This window comes from uncultured Roseobacter sp., assembly GCF_947491795.1.
Lineage (GTDB): Bacteria > Pseudomonadota > Alphaproteobacteria > Rhodobacterales > Rhodobacteraceae > Roseobacter.
The window spans coordinates 1-15,670 of the sequence record NZ_CANLKW010000016.1; the positions used below are offsets into that span (position 1 = coordinate 1).

Sequence of the window (15,670 nt, forward strand, 5' to 3'; positions counted from 1 at the left end):
CCGAGCTGCCGGAACAGTGTGGTCTTCATCAGAGAACCAGGCTTTGTCGCTGATAGACCGTTGTCAATCTGCTGCCTGGCTCATCTGAACAAACTGGAATACTGAAGCCTGCCTTCGACAGTGCGTTGATGTTCTGACCAATCGTATCTGCCCTCTCGTCCAGAAGTGTCGATTCCAGTACTTCGATTTTGACCTGAGATGCCAATATACGGATTTAAGTTATTGAAATCCCCCGTCATGGACAGGTTTGGTCCGAAGGGATCGACCGGCCCATAAGAGAAATTGACCATCCACTCGGGACGCTGCGCTCGCAGCCCGCATTGCCGACTTTCGCTACAGACGCGAAATTTGGAGTAGCACGAACCGATAGTGTGCGGACTCTGCCGGCATTCATTTTTTGGTGTTTGCTGACACAGCATCACTTCGCGCTTGCGGAATGGTTGTCGCGGCGTTGCGGCTCACGTCACCGATGCGGTCATTCAATCGGGATAAACGACATCAAATCCGTAAGCAACCGGTCTAACCGTCCCTATGGGGGAATTTTCCATGGCAGCAGGTCATCGACACGGTTGATCTTGTAGTCTGGGATGCGGGCAAGGGTATCGGCCAGCCATGCCTGCGGATCGATACAATTCAGTTTGGCGGTTTCGATCAAGGTGTAGGCGATAGCGGCGGTGTGGCCACCGGTTTGTGATCCGACGAACAGGTAGTTTTTTCGCCCGATTGCTATCGACCGCATGGCCCGTTCGGCTGTGTTGTTGTCTAACTCCAGAACGCCATGGTCGAGGTATGGCTTCAGTCGCGCCATGCGCGTGAGTGCATAGCGGATCGCACCGGCCAGCGGTGATTTCGCAGAGATACTGGGCAGTTGGGCGTGTAGCCAGGCTTCCAGATCGTGGAAGATCGGTTTTGCCTTTGCTTGCCGGATATCGACGCGCTTGTCTGGTGGCGACCCGCGCACCGCCTTCTCGACCGCGTAGAGCTGCGCGATGCGTTTGATGGCCTCGTCGGCGATGGCTGAGCCTTGGGCGCGGTGGACATCTACGAACTTACGCCTGGCATGCGCCATGCATGCGACCTCTTTGATATCGCCGGAGCGGTAGATATCTTCGAACCCGGCATAGCCGTCTGCGTGCATCCAGCCCTGATACTTTGCGAGATGGCCCTTGGGATGCTGCCCTTTGCGATCTGGGGAGAACTGATACCAACTGGCGGGTGGGACATCGCTGCCCCATGGTCTTTCATCCCGGCCATAGGCCCAAAGGCGCGCGGTCGCTGTCTTGCCAGTGCCGGGGGCCAACATCTTTACCGGCGTATCGTCTGCGAAGACGGCTTTCTGAGAGACGGCGCGTGAAACGGTGACTAGTCGAGCGCGCGGCGTCTTGGACAGATAATCGCTCTGGTATAGGACCGTTGTAATGCCATGGAGCCAAGTGGTGCCCTATCCACAGTGACTTCTGCAAATATCATTAAAGGGCATCTCAAAAATTTTGTGACTCGTACGTGACAAAAGCTATTCTTCTTCCACCAAAGGTTGACAGATCGTAGCCCGAGCTATGATCATGGGATTGTTTTTTTAAAAATTTTGGGAACGGCAATATGCCATCAAAGCCACTATACTCATTTGCAGCGGTGACCGCGCTTTCCCTTAACTTTTCAAGTGCGTTACATGCTCAAGCCACTCCCTCGGCCGTGACGGATCTGGCTATGGAGATCGGACAGACTGAAACGATCAGCGAAGAGCTCGGTACAGCATTGGATACCCTGCAAGCTGCGATCGACATGGCCAGATCCGGAAATGCCGCAAGTACAATTAGGGCCCTGAACGGAACCGCTTCCCGCATCGATGCGCTCAATGGCAACCTTTCCATTGCAACAGCGGTTGAGACCTTACGGCAGTCGATTGTGGCCTATCAGGAAGATACGCCCTTTGACCATCTTTCGAAACTCGCCAGAACAATGAACGACAGAATCGACCCTGAAGCGGTCGAAAACCCAGCGGATCTTCGCAACGATTTCGACGAGTTGTATCTCAAGCTCCGCACACTCAACGCACAACGGCCACTGGCTGCAGCGCAGGACCGGGCCGATGACCTGAACACGCTCATCAATGAAACCGACGCATTGAAAAACGGTGAGATCCGGCCGGGTCAGTTTACGGATCTTCTGAATTCTCTGCGTGATACACAACTCACTTTCTACCGCACGGCACTCAATGACCGCATCGCCTCGCTCGACGAGGTGCTCGGTCTGGATGAAGAAGTACGGTCGCCACTCACCAACGGCGACATCAAGGCCCTGCGCGACCTGAGCGCCAAGATCGCCGACGCCCTTCCCGAAGAAGACACGCGCAGCCGGATGACCTCACAGGCCGTTGTCCTGACCGAGACCCTGGACACGCCAGAGGCCAAGGCGCTCACACTCAAGCCCACCGATACCGCCACGCTCACAGCACTCATTGCCGCTGCCGATGCTCTGCTCGACAGGAAACCGCGCGGCCTGCATGTGATCGGTGCGACCTTCGGGCGTTTGCCCGGTGCACCCGGTTCTGGCGGGCAATGCAATGTCACCGCGATCATGCGCGCGAAATGTGAGGGGCTGGCCGAGTGCAGCTGGCCCGAAGACGGTGTCAAATCTTTCTGCGGCGGCGTTGACCCAGCGCCTTTCATCCCCTCACAGTATCGGGGAGTCCACATCACCTATGCCTGCATCGACGCCAGCAAAGACGATTGGAATGCTCTGTTGGCAGGCCAGCAAGTGGCCCTGAACCCGCCCGCCATCCAGCAACGGGCCAATCTGCGCTCCAAAGACGACAAGGTCCTCTGCCGCACCGTTAGCGCGCAATAAACAGGAGAGAGCAAGTGTTTCAGCGACCCAAAAACCACCGCCGCCCCGGAGCAGGACTGGGCCTGCTTACAGCCGCGGGGTTGCTTGTGGCCTGTACAGCCGTTCCCAACGACGACCTATTGGAAAAATACGAAGAGACCGTGCGCGCACAGCGGCTCACACCGGTCTACCCGCCCCGCGAAGAATTCCAGGTCGGCGACGTCTTTTTGCGTTCCTACAAACGCGAAAACCCCACGATCGATGATACCTACTCAATCTGGCTGGGCACCCTTGCGAGCATGCGCAGCGAAGCTAACCGCTATCTTGCTACACGTATCAATCACCTCGACACCGATACGCAAGAGACCGGCTCAGATGACAAGAAGGTCAAGTTCGACGTCAAGCCCGACCAGACAGATTTCGCATCCGGGTCTGTGGCCCTCAACAACGGGACGCGCGTGACCCTGCCGCTGGCGCCCTTCCCTGTCATTACCGGGGTCGCCACCTCGGCCGGCTCTTTCGGCGGCTACGGGTTCACGCAATCCTTTGGGCTGTCTTTTGGCGCCAGCGAACAGGTCTCGCTCGATTTCACCGACTCGCGCTCTTTTGGTGTACCGCTAGGCGCTGCAGCCTCTGCCGGGCGCTTTGGGGGCGAGTACGTGCACAGGATTTGCAGTCCTACACAAGGTCAGAGCCAGAGCGCGGCCAAAACAGGTGCCGAAGTCATGCGCGCGCTCGCAGACAGCAACGGAATCGAAGAGATGTGCAGCGGCGAGCGCATCTGCGATATCGCTGTGATTACCCGCACCTACCTGACACGTCGGCTGGTCTTTACCTATTCGGGCGCGAAGGTCGCGCAGCTTGCCGCCGCGCAATTGCGCGATCCGACGCAAATTCCGACCACAACGCTTGCGGTGCCCGGAAACGTTAACCTCGACATCACGATCTCCGAGACTGACCCGGACGGCAAGCAGCTCAAGGCGCTGACCGATGCGCTGACAACCGCCAATCAGAGCCTTGATACGTCGAACAAGTCGAACGCACTGAATTTTCTGGGGTTTCAGGGAAACACACTGTCCTTCGACCGAACCTACATCAAACCCGTCGCCTTTGCCTATGAATCCTACGATTGGATCCTCAAAGACCAAGAGCAGCCACAGACCTGCGGATTATCCATCGCCGACGTCAACATCGTCGGCGCCAAAAATAGATAGAACGGGACAGTTATAGCAACGCAGGGGGGCGTTATGAACAATCTTTGGCTCCAGGGGCAGACCGGCCCCGTTGAAATCGTGTTTGATGCGCAGGGTCGCGTTTCAGTCATCCGCAGCGGCGCCGCGCCCGGACCCGGACAGGGCGACTTCCCGCCGATCCACTTCCCACCCGATGGGGTCACTGGTGGCGGTACCGGGCCTGCAGGTGATTTCGAACCTGTCGATCACGGCTTTCCGGTCGTGCATTTCCCGCCCGATGGGGTCACCGGCGGCGGCAACGGTCCTTCCGGAGATACCGTGCGAAAAATCTGCACGCAATGCGGAAAAACCCTGCCACAGGTTGTCGGCCGCGCGACCGACGGTCGTTATCTTGGCGGGAATCACAAGCTGGCGCTTGACCTGCGGGTGGATTTCCAGGGCTCCAAGGTGATCTCGGGCGACCTGTTTGGCGTCAGCTTCGGGCAGCGCGATTTTGTTACCTCTTTCCGGACTAAACCGGGGCTCATGGTATCGGTCAGCGACCCACAACCCTGGCCCGTGATCTACCAAACAGCTGACCACACCACCGTGCCCGGCACGCTTGCCCTCACACCCGGCAGCGCGCCGAAACAGCTGAAAGTCACGCTCTACGCCGATGGCCGCGTGCCCGGGCTGCCGCAGCGACAACGCTTCGATATGTCAGCCGAATGGTCTTCGACTGCAATGCGCCAACTTGGCGTCGAGCTCGAGCGCGAACGCGGCACCGAAGCACCGCCCATCTTCGACAAGGACGGCGATGAAATAACCTATGAAAAGGTCTTCGCCAAAGCAGGTATCGAAGTCGTGCCAGCCGGCACCGACAGCCTTATCCCGCGCGAGGCGCCGGGCTGGGGGACTGCCGAACTACACGCGCTGATGGTCGAAATGGCCGAGGCCGACACTTCGCGTGCGGCATGGCGGCAGCAGCTCCTCTGGCTTGGCAAATCCAAGCGTCCCGGCCTGCTGGGTGTCATGTTTGACACCTCCGCCGTGCTGCCCAGACAAGGCACCGCAGTCTTTGACGGCGAAATCCGCGAGCGCGTGTCCACCCAGACGCACCGCAAGATCATTCAGACCACCGCCCATGAAATCGGCCATGGTTTGAACCTCGCCCACCGTTTCGAGCGCGAGGTGGGGCATGCCGACAGCACCTCGATCATGAACTACGACTGGCGTTATCGCGGTGGCAACCGCGCGGCCGAATTCTGGGACAAGTTCGACTTCTCCTTCGATCTGGACGAGCTGGAGTTCCTGCGCCACGCCCCGCGCCACGCGGTCATCCCCGGCGGTTCCGCCTTCCACTCGGTGCCCTACTGGAAAGACGGCAGCGGCAATTACACGCCCTACGCGCCAGAGGTACCGCTTACAATCGTCGATCTGCACCTCGACCCACCCATTGGCGGGCCGGTCATCATGCTCGGGCAACCGCTATTTGTTCAAGTCACCCTGACCAACCGCAGCGGCCAGCCCATGCAGCTGGACCGCAAACTGCTCGACCCCAAGGGCAGCTTCCTCGAGGTCCTCGTACGACGTGTCGGCACGGGCGGGCCCGGTCATGAGGGTGCGCATCACTTCCAGCCCATCGTCGAGCGCTGCATGGACTTGGATTTCTTCGCCATGGATACAGTACAGGATGGTCAGAGCATCTCTGACAACATCCAGATCCACTACGGCTCGGGCGGCTTTGCCTTCGCCGAGCCGGGACTCTACGAAATTCAGGTCTTGGGCACGGTTTTCCAGGGCGGCGATCCCGCCAACCCCTTCGACGACCGCGAGTTGATCGCACCGTCCAACGTGCTCACGATCCAGGTCGCGGCACCCAAGTCCATGGCCGACGAGCAGGACGTCGTCAAACTGTTGCGCCCAGACATCGGCACCTTCATCGCTTTGGGCGGCTCCGCCGCGCTCAACGAGGCGCGCCAGACGCTGGAAGAGGTTCTTGAAAACAGATCCCAAAAAGGCAAGCCTATCAACGACCCAATCGCTGCGAACATCCAGCGCTGTTTCGGAATCGATGCCGGGAGGCGCTACAGGCGCTACGCCGGTGGGCGATTCACAGCAAAGGATGGCGATCACAAAGCCGCGATGGAGGCGCTGAAACGCCTCGGCCGGGATGCGCGCAACGCCTTCGACAAGTCGACCTATGAGGCGACACAGAGACTAATTAAAAGGCACGAGGGCAAACAAAAAAAAGACGGTTGATTCAGCCTGCTCTGTCGCATTCGGCAACAGTTTGCATTTTTCTGCTGTTGCAGGCATAATTCTCAATGAGGTGCCCCTAGATTTGTAGACGCTTTGCCCCCTAACTTTGCGGCATTATGGAGCAAACTCACCAAATAAGGTTATTGCATAATCTTAAATGGTGAGCCATAAACGGGGCATGGAAAACACTGTAGAATATGAACGCCCTAACACCGTTTCGGGCCTGAACGCCAAGCGGAAAGAGTTGACCAAGCTGCTTGGCAAGATCACCGCAGAGGCAGAGCGGGTGCGCACAAACATCAAGCATATTGACGCCTGCGTTGCGCTGTTCGACCCGACAGCCAAACCACCGACAACATACCATGACGGATTTATACCGCGCCACACAGCGCCTAAGGGTCATTTGAAGCGCTTTATCCTGACACAGCTAAGGGAGCTTCCGAACCGCTCACAGCCCGCCAGATCGCGGGCGCTTGGGTGATAGATCAAATGATAGAGGGTGACGTGGACACCTTGCGCCTGCTGCGAAAGCGTATCGGCATTTCCATAAACACCATCAAGAAAGACGGGCTGATCGTTGAGGCTGGCATGGATGGTGTGTGCAAGCTTTGGACATTGAAAAAGGGCGACCAGTGAGCCGCCCTTAATCTCTTATTGCTGGGCTTGGCGCTTTTCCTTTTTCAGAAATACCGCCAAGTACGCTTCAAGTTCTTCAATCCCATCAAGAGTCATTCCCTCGGGGAACACGAAGGTTACGTCGCCCTCTGAAACCGGAAACACCGCTTTGCGGTGGCCTTCCTTTGCGATTTCTGGTGCGCTTGCATTGACTGGCGGAGGTGATTGCGGTGGGGGTGTAGTCGCCTGTGGCGGGTCCTGGACAATAGCTTGGTTCATAGGAATCCCTGTATCGCTGCCCTCTACGGCCAAATGTGTCCCATCGTCTGAAACCCACCGGACGCGTAGAGGTTTTTCAAGTTGCAGCGCACCTTGGCTTTCCCATTGAATGAAATCGCCAACCGATGCGCCACCGAACTTTTGATCCGGTGATTCTGATCCTGCATCTTCATCGACGCCAACTCCATGACTTTCGGAGACTTCCAGTCGCTCCAACATCTCTACTGTGTTTAGGAATGCGTTAGCTGCTTTGGGAACCGCTGTAGGGTGGAACCCAGCCCTGTTTAGAAAGGTAATTACTCCCTGCTCCGGCGGAACAGGAATGTCGGAGAAGTGTTCGCTAATCTCCTGAAAGAGCGCCGGAGTAAGTCCGGCCCTTTTGGTGGCATCTGCCCTTTCAACGTCACTGTTGGGGTGTAAAATTGCCCTTGCAAGCGGCGTCACTCGAAGCATGCCTTTGCCAGCCCGCTCCGTGAGTCCATACGAGGCCAACGCGCCCAGTGTCTTGGTCGCCGGACCGCTTAGAGAGGAATAGCCAAGCAGTTTTGCAGCATCTTCGCGTGATGCTGCCGAAGATCGATACGCTGCCTCGATCTTCGCGACTCTATCGATCGCGTCAGCCAAGCCAACGCTTGGGTAGTTGGGACTTTTGATTTTCGTCATTACATCACTCCGCTTCTTCCGCGACCCTAACAGAGCTAATTCTAGACTTCAACGCTGTTTTTGCGCTCTACGCTGTTTTGAGACTTGACTAGACCCCGCGCTACGTATTTGTTGGCCCCACGGGTTTACCCGCAAGATGTAGAAGGATTCGCCATGAAGATACCTGTCTAGCCCTGCTCCGTAAGCCGTGCGGCGTTGCAGGGAGACTAAAAGGAAAGGCCGACCAGCGAAACGCGGATCGACCTCCTTAGCGGCAAAAATGAAGGGGCAGGCCCCTGTCAAAAATGCGGACTCAACACTCGCAATATGACAAGAGTTCTGCCCCTTTTCAAGGAAAACCCTCTCATAAGGAGTTGGGGCATGAAAACTGGTGTCTTTGTGAACGCATACGAGCGCGTCCGCTTTGGTCAGGTTGAGCATGTCTGCGCCCACTGGCGCAGCCGCTAGCCTAGGCTGATCGAACCCCGCTACTTGGCTATGCGTTTGCGGCTTTAGTGGCCTGTATGAAACCTGACTAGGGTGGCGAGAAATCGTCACCCATTTTTTATACAGCGTGGCGCTGCCAGTATCCTGCCCACTGACGGGACACAGGCGCAGCAGTCACAGCCCCAATCACCATAGCAAACTGGTGACCGTTGGCCTGACGGTTCACGTCCTCGCGCCATGCCATTTCAGCGGCATACGCGCCTAGATACTTGCCCGCGATGTGATGGTGTGTGCCAACCTCTGCGCGGCGCAGTCGGCTAAAGAATGACTCCGCTTGATTGGTGCAGGCACCATCCCTTGAATACGCCTCTTGGTGGTTGATGCGCTTTATTGGGAAGTAAGCGGCCAGCTTGTCCCAATGTGATGCTTCGTCTGCGTGTACCACTGTGCCGTGTGTGACGTTTGCGGCAACAAGGGCCACGCCTTCGGCTTCGGAGCGGGTCACATAGGTAAGTGTGCGACCGCCGCGTTCACGCATGACGATAACGCTTTGGCGCTTGCCCGACTGGTGAACCTTCTTGCGGCGGTCCTTGCGATCCTTCTTTTCATTGGCAGGCTTCACGTAGCCACCGAAGTATGCGCCATCGACCTCAACCGAGCCAGAAAGAGCGCCAGCATCACGGGCAATCTCTATGCTTTCGCGGACCTTGTGCAGCAGAACGAACGCGGTTTTGTAATCAACCGACAGGTCGCGGGACAATTGCAACGCGCTGTAGCCCTTCGCGCCATTTATAAAGATAGCGATTGCCGCCAGAATATCGCGGATTGCCAGTTTGCGGCTTGCGAAGATCGTGCCGGAGGTCAGGCTGTATTGCTTAGCGCAGCCTTTGCACTTGTATACTTGGCGTGTTTTGAGGTCGTAGGCTTCACAGCAGCCACATTCTGGGCAATATGGCTCACCATCGGTATCAGCAAAGCGGATATTGCGAAATGCGTCGCGGGCTTCTTCGTGTGACATGCGCATGACCTTCACAAGTGAAAGCGTTTTGACTGCGGGTGACAAGAGGAAGTGTTGCGACATAATACTCACCTTATTTGGTGAGTTACTTATGGCAGTGGACAGACCCCGCGTCAACACCTATATTCACCGAATATGGTTATTCCAAAAAAGGTGACCCATGAATACGATTGATAGAGCGCAGAAACCTGCGCCGCCCAAGCCTGTTGCGCGTAAGGCTAACCCTGTGAACGCGGAATATGAGGATAAGGCGCGTGAACTGGTCCGCGAGGCCATGCGGTCAAAAGGCGTGACCGTTGACCAGCTAACAGCCCGCTTGTCTGTGATAGGTGTCGATATGAGTTCTGGGGGCGTGGCGAACAAGATAAGCCGTGGCGGCTTTAGTTCTGCGTTCCTGTTGCAGTGCATGGCTGCACTCGACATAGAGTTAGCGCCGAAGGGTAAGTAAGCGTTTGGCATCAAACCAAGTCGAGTTTAGGCTAGTAAACATTTGTTTTTGCCCCTAAAAACAACGAAACCCTCAGCCGGAGCCGAGGGCGTGCTAGTGGCGTACCACATCGCGTTGATATGGCTCATATAGAACATACGCACTACTTTATCAAGAGCGGAGATTTAAAATTCGAGCAGGCTTATACATAGATGGTTTTAATTTATACCACGCAATCGACGATTTGAACCAAGCTCATCTTAAGTGGGCTGACTATTGGAAGCTGGGCGAAATCATCATTCCAAGTAAGTCAGAAACCCTTGTAAAGGTTTGCTATTGCACGGCTTACTATCCAGACGAGAGGAAGAAATGGCGGCACCAACAGTTCGTTCAGGCGCTGAAGATTAAGGGCGTTGATGTGCAGCTGGGGCATTACGTTTATGAGGATGTTGACTGTCGCGAGTGCGACCATGCTTGGAAGAAGCCAACCGAAAAAGCTGGCGACATAAATGTAGCAATCCATCTTTTGCACGATGCATTTATGGACGAGGTAGACCACGTCTATCTGGTATCTCAAGACTCAGACCAATCTGCTACAGCAAAGATGTTTAGAGCCAAATTCCCTAATAAAAAATTCACAACGGTAGCACCGCCAGATCGCAACTTTTCAGTTCACATCGGGGATCATGCAAGCGCCAAACTTAAACTCACTCCAGAGCATATTGAGCGATGCGTTATGCCTGAGATTTTGGTTGGACCGCCCGCTGCCCGAAGGCCACGTGAGTACACGCCCCCAGAGGGTTGGGTACATCCAGATGAAAGGCCGAAATAGAAAATAACCCTATTTGGTGAGTTTGCTCCATAATGCCATAACTTTGAGGCAAGGAGGCCGACATGGGGACAAGCAATTGCAGTGATGATTTCAAGCGTGATGCGGTTCATCATATCACAGCGAGTGGTTTGCGTAACCTTGGGCTATCCGAAGAAGAATTGGCTTCTTTCTCCGACCCGTTTCGCGAAGGCATGATGCAAGAAGACCGATTGCGCCGACTGGGTGACCGTCGCAAATCCAATTGGCTCGATACAGTCATTGAGGGCGGACCTATCTGGAGCGGCAATGTTGCCAGTGCGGCCCATTCGGAATCGGTGAAGGCCGATCAAACAGACGATGAAACATCCGTTAAAACCGCGACGACGGTCCATGCAATGGTCTTGCTTTATGCACAGGAGCGCAAAGATGTTGAGACCAAGACGAAAGAGATCGAGAAGCTTTTAACAAACCAGAATGTTGCCATCGTTCATAGCTTACCTTTGGTGCTGGATGTTGAAGAAGGTCGCAACTTTAGCCGTGAGCATTTTGGGTTTGCTGACGGCATCTCTCAGCCGATACCTTATGATGAACCCAGGGCTGACAGCAAAAAGACGAGCGCCGTCGAAGTCGACGGGAAACTGGCTCTGGAACCTGATCCTGTACGTGGTGTGCGTCTGGGAGAAATCCTCTTGGGGCACGTGAACGGCCATCAGGAAATCCCACCCGGACCGATGGTGCGTGACATTGCTGACAACCCACTGCCGGAACAAAATGATGCTCTCGTCTTCCGCGATTTGGGTCGCAACGGCAGTTACATGGTCGTTCGGCAGTTGCACCAAGATGTTCCCGCGTTTTGGAAGGGCATGCAAGAGGCTGCTAGCACACTCTGCAAACAGGATTCTGAGGCGAAAGACGTAGACGCTACCTGGGTTGCAGAGAAGATGGTCGGGCGGGGCGTCGACGGATGCGGACTTCGTCCCGAAGGACGTATTCCCAACGGTCCAAACGGCGAGATTGATAATGGGTTCCGCTACTTTGACGAAGACCGGCATGTTACAGGATGCCCGCTTGGCAGCCATGTACGCCGATCAAACCCGCGCGACAGCTTGGCTCCTAAAGAAGATATGAAACAGACTCTCTCGGATGCTGCGAACAACCATCGCATCCTGAGACGCGCACGTAAGTACGGAACAAAAATCGAAAACAAGCTCGAAGATGATGGGAAAGAACGCGGTCTTCTATTCATCTGCTTGAACACCGATATCGCCAGACAGTTTGAGTTCACGCAGCAAACATGGCTAATGAACTCGGATTTCTCAACGCTCTATGAGGAAACCGACCCCTTGATTGGCCCTGATGGTGAGATGGCGATACCCGTCGAGCCGTTGCGCTACCGAGCCAAGGTTAAGACGTTCGTCAAATTGGTTGGAGGCGAGTATTTCTTTCTCCCAAGTGTGAATGGATTACGATATCTGGCAGCGCTCTGAATTTGAGTGAGTAAATCAACACAGAGCTTAGTATTTTTTGGCCGTCATCGTTCTTCCGGATGAAATAGCAATCCCCACATTAGCTGCTTTCAAGCTACGCTGGTGTATAAGGAAAGTCTTTTTTCCTTTGCGCGAAAGTCACTTCGGGATCTGCGCTTCTCAACCTGTCGGCCAATACAGTGTCAAAGGTTTGCCACACCAGTACCCTCAATGGCCTTTGGATAGGTGGCTTTGCGCGATCATAGCGTGCCAAGTTGAAACATGCTTGCTTTAACTGCGGGCGCATGACAATATTTTCACATTAATTAAATCCTATTTGTTCACACAACTTTTCCCACTGAGGCAGAAATTGTCCAAAATTGATCGTTTTTTTGAACGTGGTTTGGCGGTATTGTTTCTGACCGTTACTTTTTCGTCTCATTTATCAGCCAGTGGGCCTGTTCAGTTACAGGCTTGTGGCGTTTTTGGCGCACTTGAAAGCGCTGTATCTCCCGTTTGTCCGGGGAAACTGATTGGCGGCTTCCGGACAGACGGGAACAGATGTCCGCAGGCATTTGACGCTCTCCAGAACCTCGAGTTCGATGACGACTTGCATCAACGTTGGTACACGCGCTTCTGTACGGGACGGTGCAAAGGTTTCGCATTATTGGAATTTTGCGTCGAGGATGACAGCGGATGGCATGATCTGGTGGACGTCATGTCGCAACGCGTAGCGTCACACGAGCGGTCTAGAGTCCGCGCCGAACTTTGGGCCTTGGGCAGGATGATCGGTTTTGAATGGGCGAAACGAAACCACCTTCGCAAGATTTCCACAGATGATTTACGCGCTTGGTATCCCAAATTTCGAGCGGATTCTGACACTTGGCGTGCTATTAGGCAGCTTTGCTCTTCGGCCGAGCGCAAGTTGAGTAGTTAGGAGAAAATCATGAATGATGAGAACGTTGATCCGGGACAGGCCGCGATTTTTAACGATCAGCCTGCTCTAGTTCGTACGGTTCGTGCCTTCTGGCGGACAAACCCGTTCTTCATTCTGGCTATCACGTTCTTGCTGGGCGTACTGCCGTTTGTCTTCGCTGTGCTTGCGTCGCCGGTAGGTTCAGTCGTCTACTATATGCCTACGGAGACTTTCGACGGCGATCTCTGCGTCCTCGCAGATGTGCAAAATGGGCACTGCGTCGAGAAACAAGTTGGATACAGTTTTGCCATCAACTGGTGGCCGGTCCTTGTGGTGCTGATGCCATTCTCTTTGTTCTTTGCCTTCAGTTCAGTTCAGCAGATGCAGAGGGTATTTCGCAACATGTTAGCGCACGGGATGTTCTGCGCCAGCGACTGGTCAGCGCCAAGCAATGAAAGCAAAGTTGTACCGGAACTCAAGAAGATGGTTCGCTACATGTGGATAACCTTTTCCATATCGGGGTTCGTGATCTTCCTGCTTATCGCCTGGACAATGTTTAATGACTGGTATTGCGTCGTCCACGCGCCTCTCACACACGGAGAACTTTTGACGCACGTCACGGCTGACAAGCGCCCAGCCCTTTGTCAAAACATGGCGGGCCAAGAGCTCGACTGGTCCATCTCCGCAATTTTCGCAAGTAACGCAGGCATCGCCTTGCCTACGCACTCGGTCGTCCCAAGCGCGACGGTAAACTGGTGGTTCTCAGCATACGTCTATTTTTTGATGTCTATCCAACTCTCGTTGCTTATGATCTACTTTTGCTTCGTATTTTCTCTGGCGGTAACCGTTTTTCGCCTCCGCCATGGATCATCAAATTTACGCATTGTACCTAACTTGAAATCGGCGGATCCGCTTGATCGGATGGGGTTTGAAAACTTTGAACCAGTCATGCAGCCCTGCATCTTGGTTACGATCCTCAGTTTTATCATGGCTTTCCTGATGCGTTTGCAGAACGAATACCTACGAAGCAACGAACCGGGCAACGTCTTCCAGTTCATGTTCTCGGGCATTGATGATCTGGTGTCAGCAGATGGCGGCCTAAAGAATCTCGGCCTTTTGTTCGATACCGGCATACTTGGCGACCCCAACTCTCAGATCGGTGGTCCTGCAGTCATTGTAGTGTTTGCTCTTGTGTCCGTGGTTCTTGCTTTCCTGCTACGCCGCACTGCAATCGAAGCGAGAAATCAAGTTCAAGCTGCGGTCAGCCACCCGGAGAAGGCGGCAAAAGTTTTAGCTCTCTACAGGATGGAGAGGGACGAAGTGCTCGAAAAACTGACCAAAGTATCTGTTTGGCCATTGGGTTGGCCTAGATTGCGTCAGATGCTAATACTCGCTGGGTTCGGGATCGCCTGCTTCTACTTCTACAAGTTAGCGTTCGTTTGGATCGCGATTGTTTTGGTGCGTCTGCTACAGGGCGGGCTGACGGGTAAGAGCGAAGGGTAAACGACAGAGCGCTGTAGTTCACTCACTCGCATCCAGCTCGACTATGAGTGGAAAGTGATCCGAGCCGAAAGTATTCGTCACAATCTCAGCGTTTAGAGCACGGATCTCCCTTGTGAATACTTGGTCCAACTGCAAGCGCCATTTGGGCATGGTGATGCCGCGTGTCGCCGGGTTGAATCCCCTGTCTCTCCACCATGCTTCTACCGACTGTTTTTCGTAGGTTGCTACGTCGGACAGTCGGAAACCAAAGGGCAAAGCCAAAAATACCGCCAACCATGGACGCGAGAACATGTTGAAGTCCCCGGCGACCACACATCTTCCATTTACCTCGAGGTGTTCTTTGGCAACCGCTTCCATTTCAGTCAAACGTGTTGAGGGTCCTGTTGCCGCAGACGTATGCAGATTGACTATTTGCAGCCAACTGCCGTCTTGGATCTGTACCCTCGCTGACAGGCTATCGAGAAATTCAACCCATCCAGCCCGTTGGGAGAATAGTGACGGGTGCGGTTTGTTTTCAGGGTAGTGCGCCGATACCTTGGAAGAGTCCAGGGGCAGTTTGGAGGCGATGGCGAGATGACACAATGAACCGCGTTGAATGTAGTCTCGACCCAACAACATGTGCGGAAAGCGTGCTTGCAATCGTTGCAGGTGAATTGGCAATGCCTCTTGGAGACAGACAATGTCCGGTGTGACATAATCGAGGCAGGTATCAATCCTCGTTGCGTCAGTGTTTTCGTTGAAGACATTCCATGAGAGCAGTTTCATTTATGACATAGTTACCTTCAACCGCTCTTGTGGTACACCGAAGATAGAATTTCAGCTTGGCTTGAAGTGTCGCCCGTCAATGTATTGACCACAGGAATCCTACGGAGCCTTTCGTATTATCCTAGCCAGTCTTTGGCCAATGTCCACTTTGCCTCCCGCACTGCAGCGTGCACATCCGTGACGGATCTACATTTCCGTTGCTGACTGCGCGTGAAGTGAGAAAACTGAATTCACTGTATGGGCTCAGAACGGACGTTGGCCACACGCTACGCCTTCGGCTCCTACAATTTGTGTCCGTGAACGTCTGCTATGCGGACAAAGCGGGCTTTCGCTGCGCTACAGCTAAACGGCGGCTTTCCGAACTTGACAAAACAAATTGTTAAATGATCGTTTTGACCTTATCAGACTGTTTCACGAATGGACTTCATTGTGCGTTCTTTCCTAAAATCAATTCAGTGCATGCTCGCTGTCATTATTTTGGCATCCGCTGCCAAGGCTCAAGACCCGACGCCTGCACTTCC

Annotated in this window: 13 protein-coding genes; 9 read left to right on the top strand and 4 right to left on the bottom strand. The window is 54.5% G+C overall.

What is annotated here, in order from left to right; all coding sequences use genetic code 11:
• Nucleotides 1-529: 529 nt before the first annotated feature.
• Entirely contained in the window at nt 530-1,420 is an 891-nt protein-coding gene (locus tag Q1A34_RS21590; RefSeq protein WP_366942881.1) for an IS66 family transposase, read from the bottom strand.
• 179 nt (nt 1,421-1,599) lie between these two features.
• Between Q1A34_RS21590 and Q1A34_RS21595 the strand changes: the two genes are divergently transcribed.
• From Q1A34_RS21595 to Q1A34_RS21615, 5 genes are all read left to right on the top strand, one after another.
• Nucleotides 1,600-2,847, top strand: a complete 1,248-nt coding sequence (locus tag Q1A34_RS21595; RefSeq protein ID WP_300039524.1) for a hypothetical protein — start codon at nt 1,600-1,602, stop codon at nt 2,845-2,847.
• An 86-nt stretch (nt 2,848-2,933) separates the two neighbouring features.
• Nucleotides 2,934-4,040, top strand: a complete 1,107-nt coding sequence (locus tag Q1A34_RS21600; RefSeq protein ID WP_300039526.1) for a hypothetical protein — start codon at nt 2,934-2,936, stop codon at nt 4,038-4,040.
• A 33-nt stretch (nt 4,041-4,073) separates the two neighbouring features.
• Nucleotides 4,074-6,260, top strand: coding sequence for a hypothetical protein (locus tag Q1A34_RS21605; RefSeq protein ID WP_300039527.1), 2,187 nt, complete (start codon nt 4,074-4,076; stop codon nt 6,258-6,260).
• A 178-nt stretch (nt 6,261-6,438) separates the two neighbouring features.
• Nucleotides 6,439-6,741, top strand: coding sequence for a hypothetical protein (locus Q1A34_RS21610; protein WP_300039529.1), 303 nt, complete (start codon nt 6,439-6,441; stop codon nt 6,739-6,741).
• Complete coding sequence (locus tag Q1A34_RS21615) at nt 6,738-6,896, top strand: hypothetical protein (protein ID WP_300039531.1); 159 nt, start codon at nt 6,738-6,740, stop codon at nt 6,894-6,896. Before Q1A34_RS21610 ends, Q1A34_RS21615 begins: the two co-directional genes overlap by 4 nt.
• 15 nt (nt 6,897-6,911) lie before the next feature.
• Here the strand turns inward: Q1A34_RS21615 and Q1A34_RS21620 are convergent, their stop codons facing one another.
• Nucleotides 6,912-7,817 (bottom strand): hypothetical protein, encoded by a 906-nt coding sequence (locus tag Q1A34_RS21620; RefSeq protein WP_300039533.1) that lies wholly within the window; start codon nt 7,815-7,817, stop codon nt 6,912-6,914.
• 544 nt (nt 7,818-8,361) lie between these two features.
• A complete protein-coding gene (locus tag Q1A34_RS21625; RefSeq protein WP_300039535.1) occupies nt 8,362-9,324 on the bottom strand; it encodes an IS1595 family transposase in 963 nt (320 codons plus the stop codon).
• A 97-nt stretch (nt 9,325-9,421) separates the two neighbouring features.
• Between Q1A34_RS21625 and Q1A34_RS21630 the strand changes: the two genes are divergently transcribed.
• The 4 genes from Q1A34_RS21630 to Q1A34_RS21645 all read left to right on the top strand — a co-directional run bounded on the left by Q1A34_RS21630 (nt 9,422) and on the right by Q1A34_RS21645 (nt 14,384).
• Complete coding sequence (locus tag Q1A34_RS21630; protein ID WP_300039536.1) at nt 9,422-9,709, top strand: DUF6471 domain-containing protein; 288 nt, start codon at nt 9,422-9,424, stop codon at nt 9,707-9,709.
• Between the two features lie 169 nt (nt 9,710-9,878).
• Entirely contained in the window at nt 9,879-10,520 is a 642-nt protein-coding gene (locus Q1A34_RS21635; protein WP_300039544.1) for an NYN domain-containing protein, read from the top strand.
• A 62-nt stretch (nt 10,521-10,582) separates the two neighbouring features.
• Nucleotides 10,583-11,986 carry a hypothetical protein gene (locus Q1A34_RS21640; protein WP_300039537.1) on the top strand — a complete coding sequence of 468 codons (1,404 nt, stop codon included), beginning with the start codon at nt 10,583-10,585 and terminating at the stop codon, nt 11,984-11,986.
• 925 nt (nt 11,987-12,911) lie between these two features.
• Nucleotides 12,912-14,384 (top strand): hypothetical protein, encoded by a 1,473-nt coding sequence (locus Q1A34_RS21645; protein ID WP_300039538.1) that lies wholly within the window; start codon nt 12,912-12,914, stop codon nt 14,382-14,384.
• A gap of 18 nt (nt 14,385-14,402) precedes the next feature.
• On the opposite strand, the gene Q1A34_RS21650 is transcribed toward Q1A34_RS21645, so the two are convergent.
• Nucleotides 14,403-15,149: an endonuclease/exonuclease/phosphatase family protein gene (locus Q1A34_RS21650; protein ID WP_300039540.1), complete on the bottom strand. Its 747-nt coding sequence runs from the start codon at nt 15,147-15,149 to the stop codon at nt 14,403-14,405.
• Nucleotides 15,150-15,670 lie beyond the last annotated feature (521 nt).

What these genes read in the sequence shown, in the direction of transcription:
- Q1A34_RS21640 (WP_300039537.1), top strand. Translation starts at nt 10,583, where the DNA reads ATGGGGACAAGCAATTGCAGTGATGATTTCAAGCGTGATGCGGTTCAT.
- Q1A34_RS21650 (WP_300039540.1), bottom strand. Translation starts at nt 15,149, where the DNA reads ATGAAACTGCTCTCATGGAATGTCTTCAACGAAAACACTGACGCAACG.
- Q1A34_RS21625 (WP_300039535.1), bottom strand. Translation starts at nt 9,324, where the DNA reads ATGTCGCAACACTTCCTCTTGTCACCCGCAGTCAAAACGCTTTCACTT.
- Q1A34_RS21605 (WP_300039527.1), top strand. Translation starts at nt 4,074, where the DNA reads ATGAACAATCTTTGGCTCCAGGGGCAGACCGGCCCCGTTGAAATCGTG.
- Q1A34_RS21630 (WP_300039536.1), top strand. Translation starts at nt 9,422, where the DNA reads ATGAATACGATTGATAGAGCGCAGAAACCTGCGCCGCCCAAGCCTGTT.
- Q1A34_RS21645 (WP_300039538.1), top strand. Translation starts at nt 12,912, where the DNA reads ATGAATGATGAGAACGTTGATCCGGGACAGGCCGCGATTTTTAACGAT.
- Q1A34_RS21620 (WP_300039533.1), bottom strand. Translation starts at nt 7,817, where the DNA reads ATGACGAAAATCAAAAGTCCCAACTACCCAAGCGTTGGCTTGGCTGAC.
- Q1A34_RS21595 (WP_300039524.1), top strand. Translation starts at nt 1,600, where the DNA reads ATGCCATCAAAGCCACTATACTCATTTGCAGCGGTGACCGCGCTTTCC.
- Q1A34_RS21610 (WP_300039529.1), top strand. Translation starts at nt 6,439, where the DNA reads ATGGAAAACACTGTAGAATATGAACGCCCTAACACCGTTTCGGGCCTG.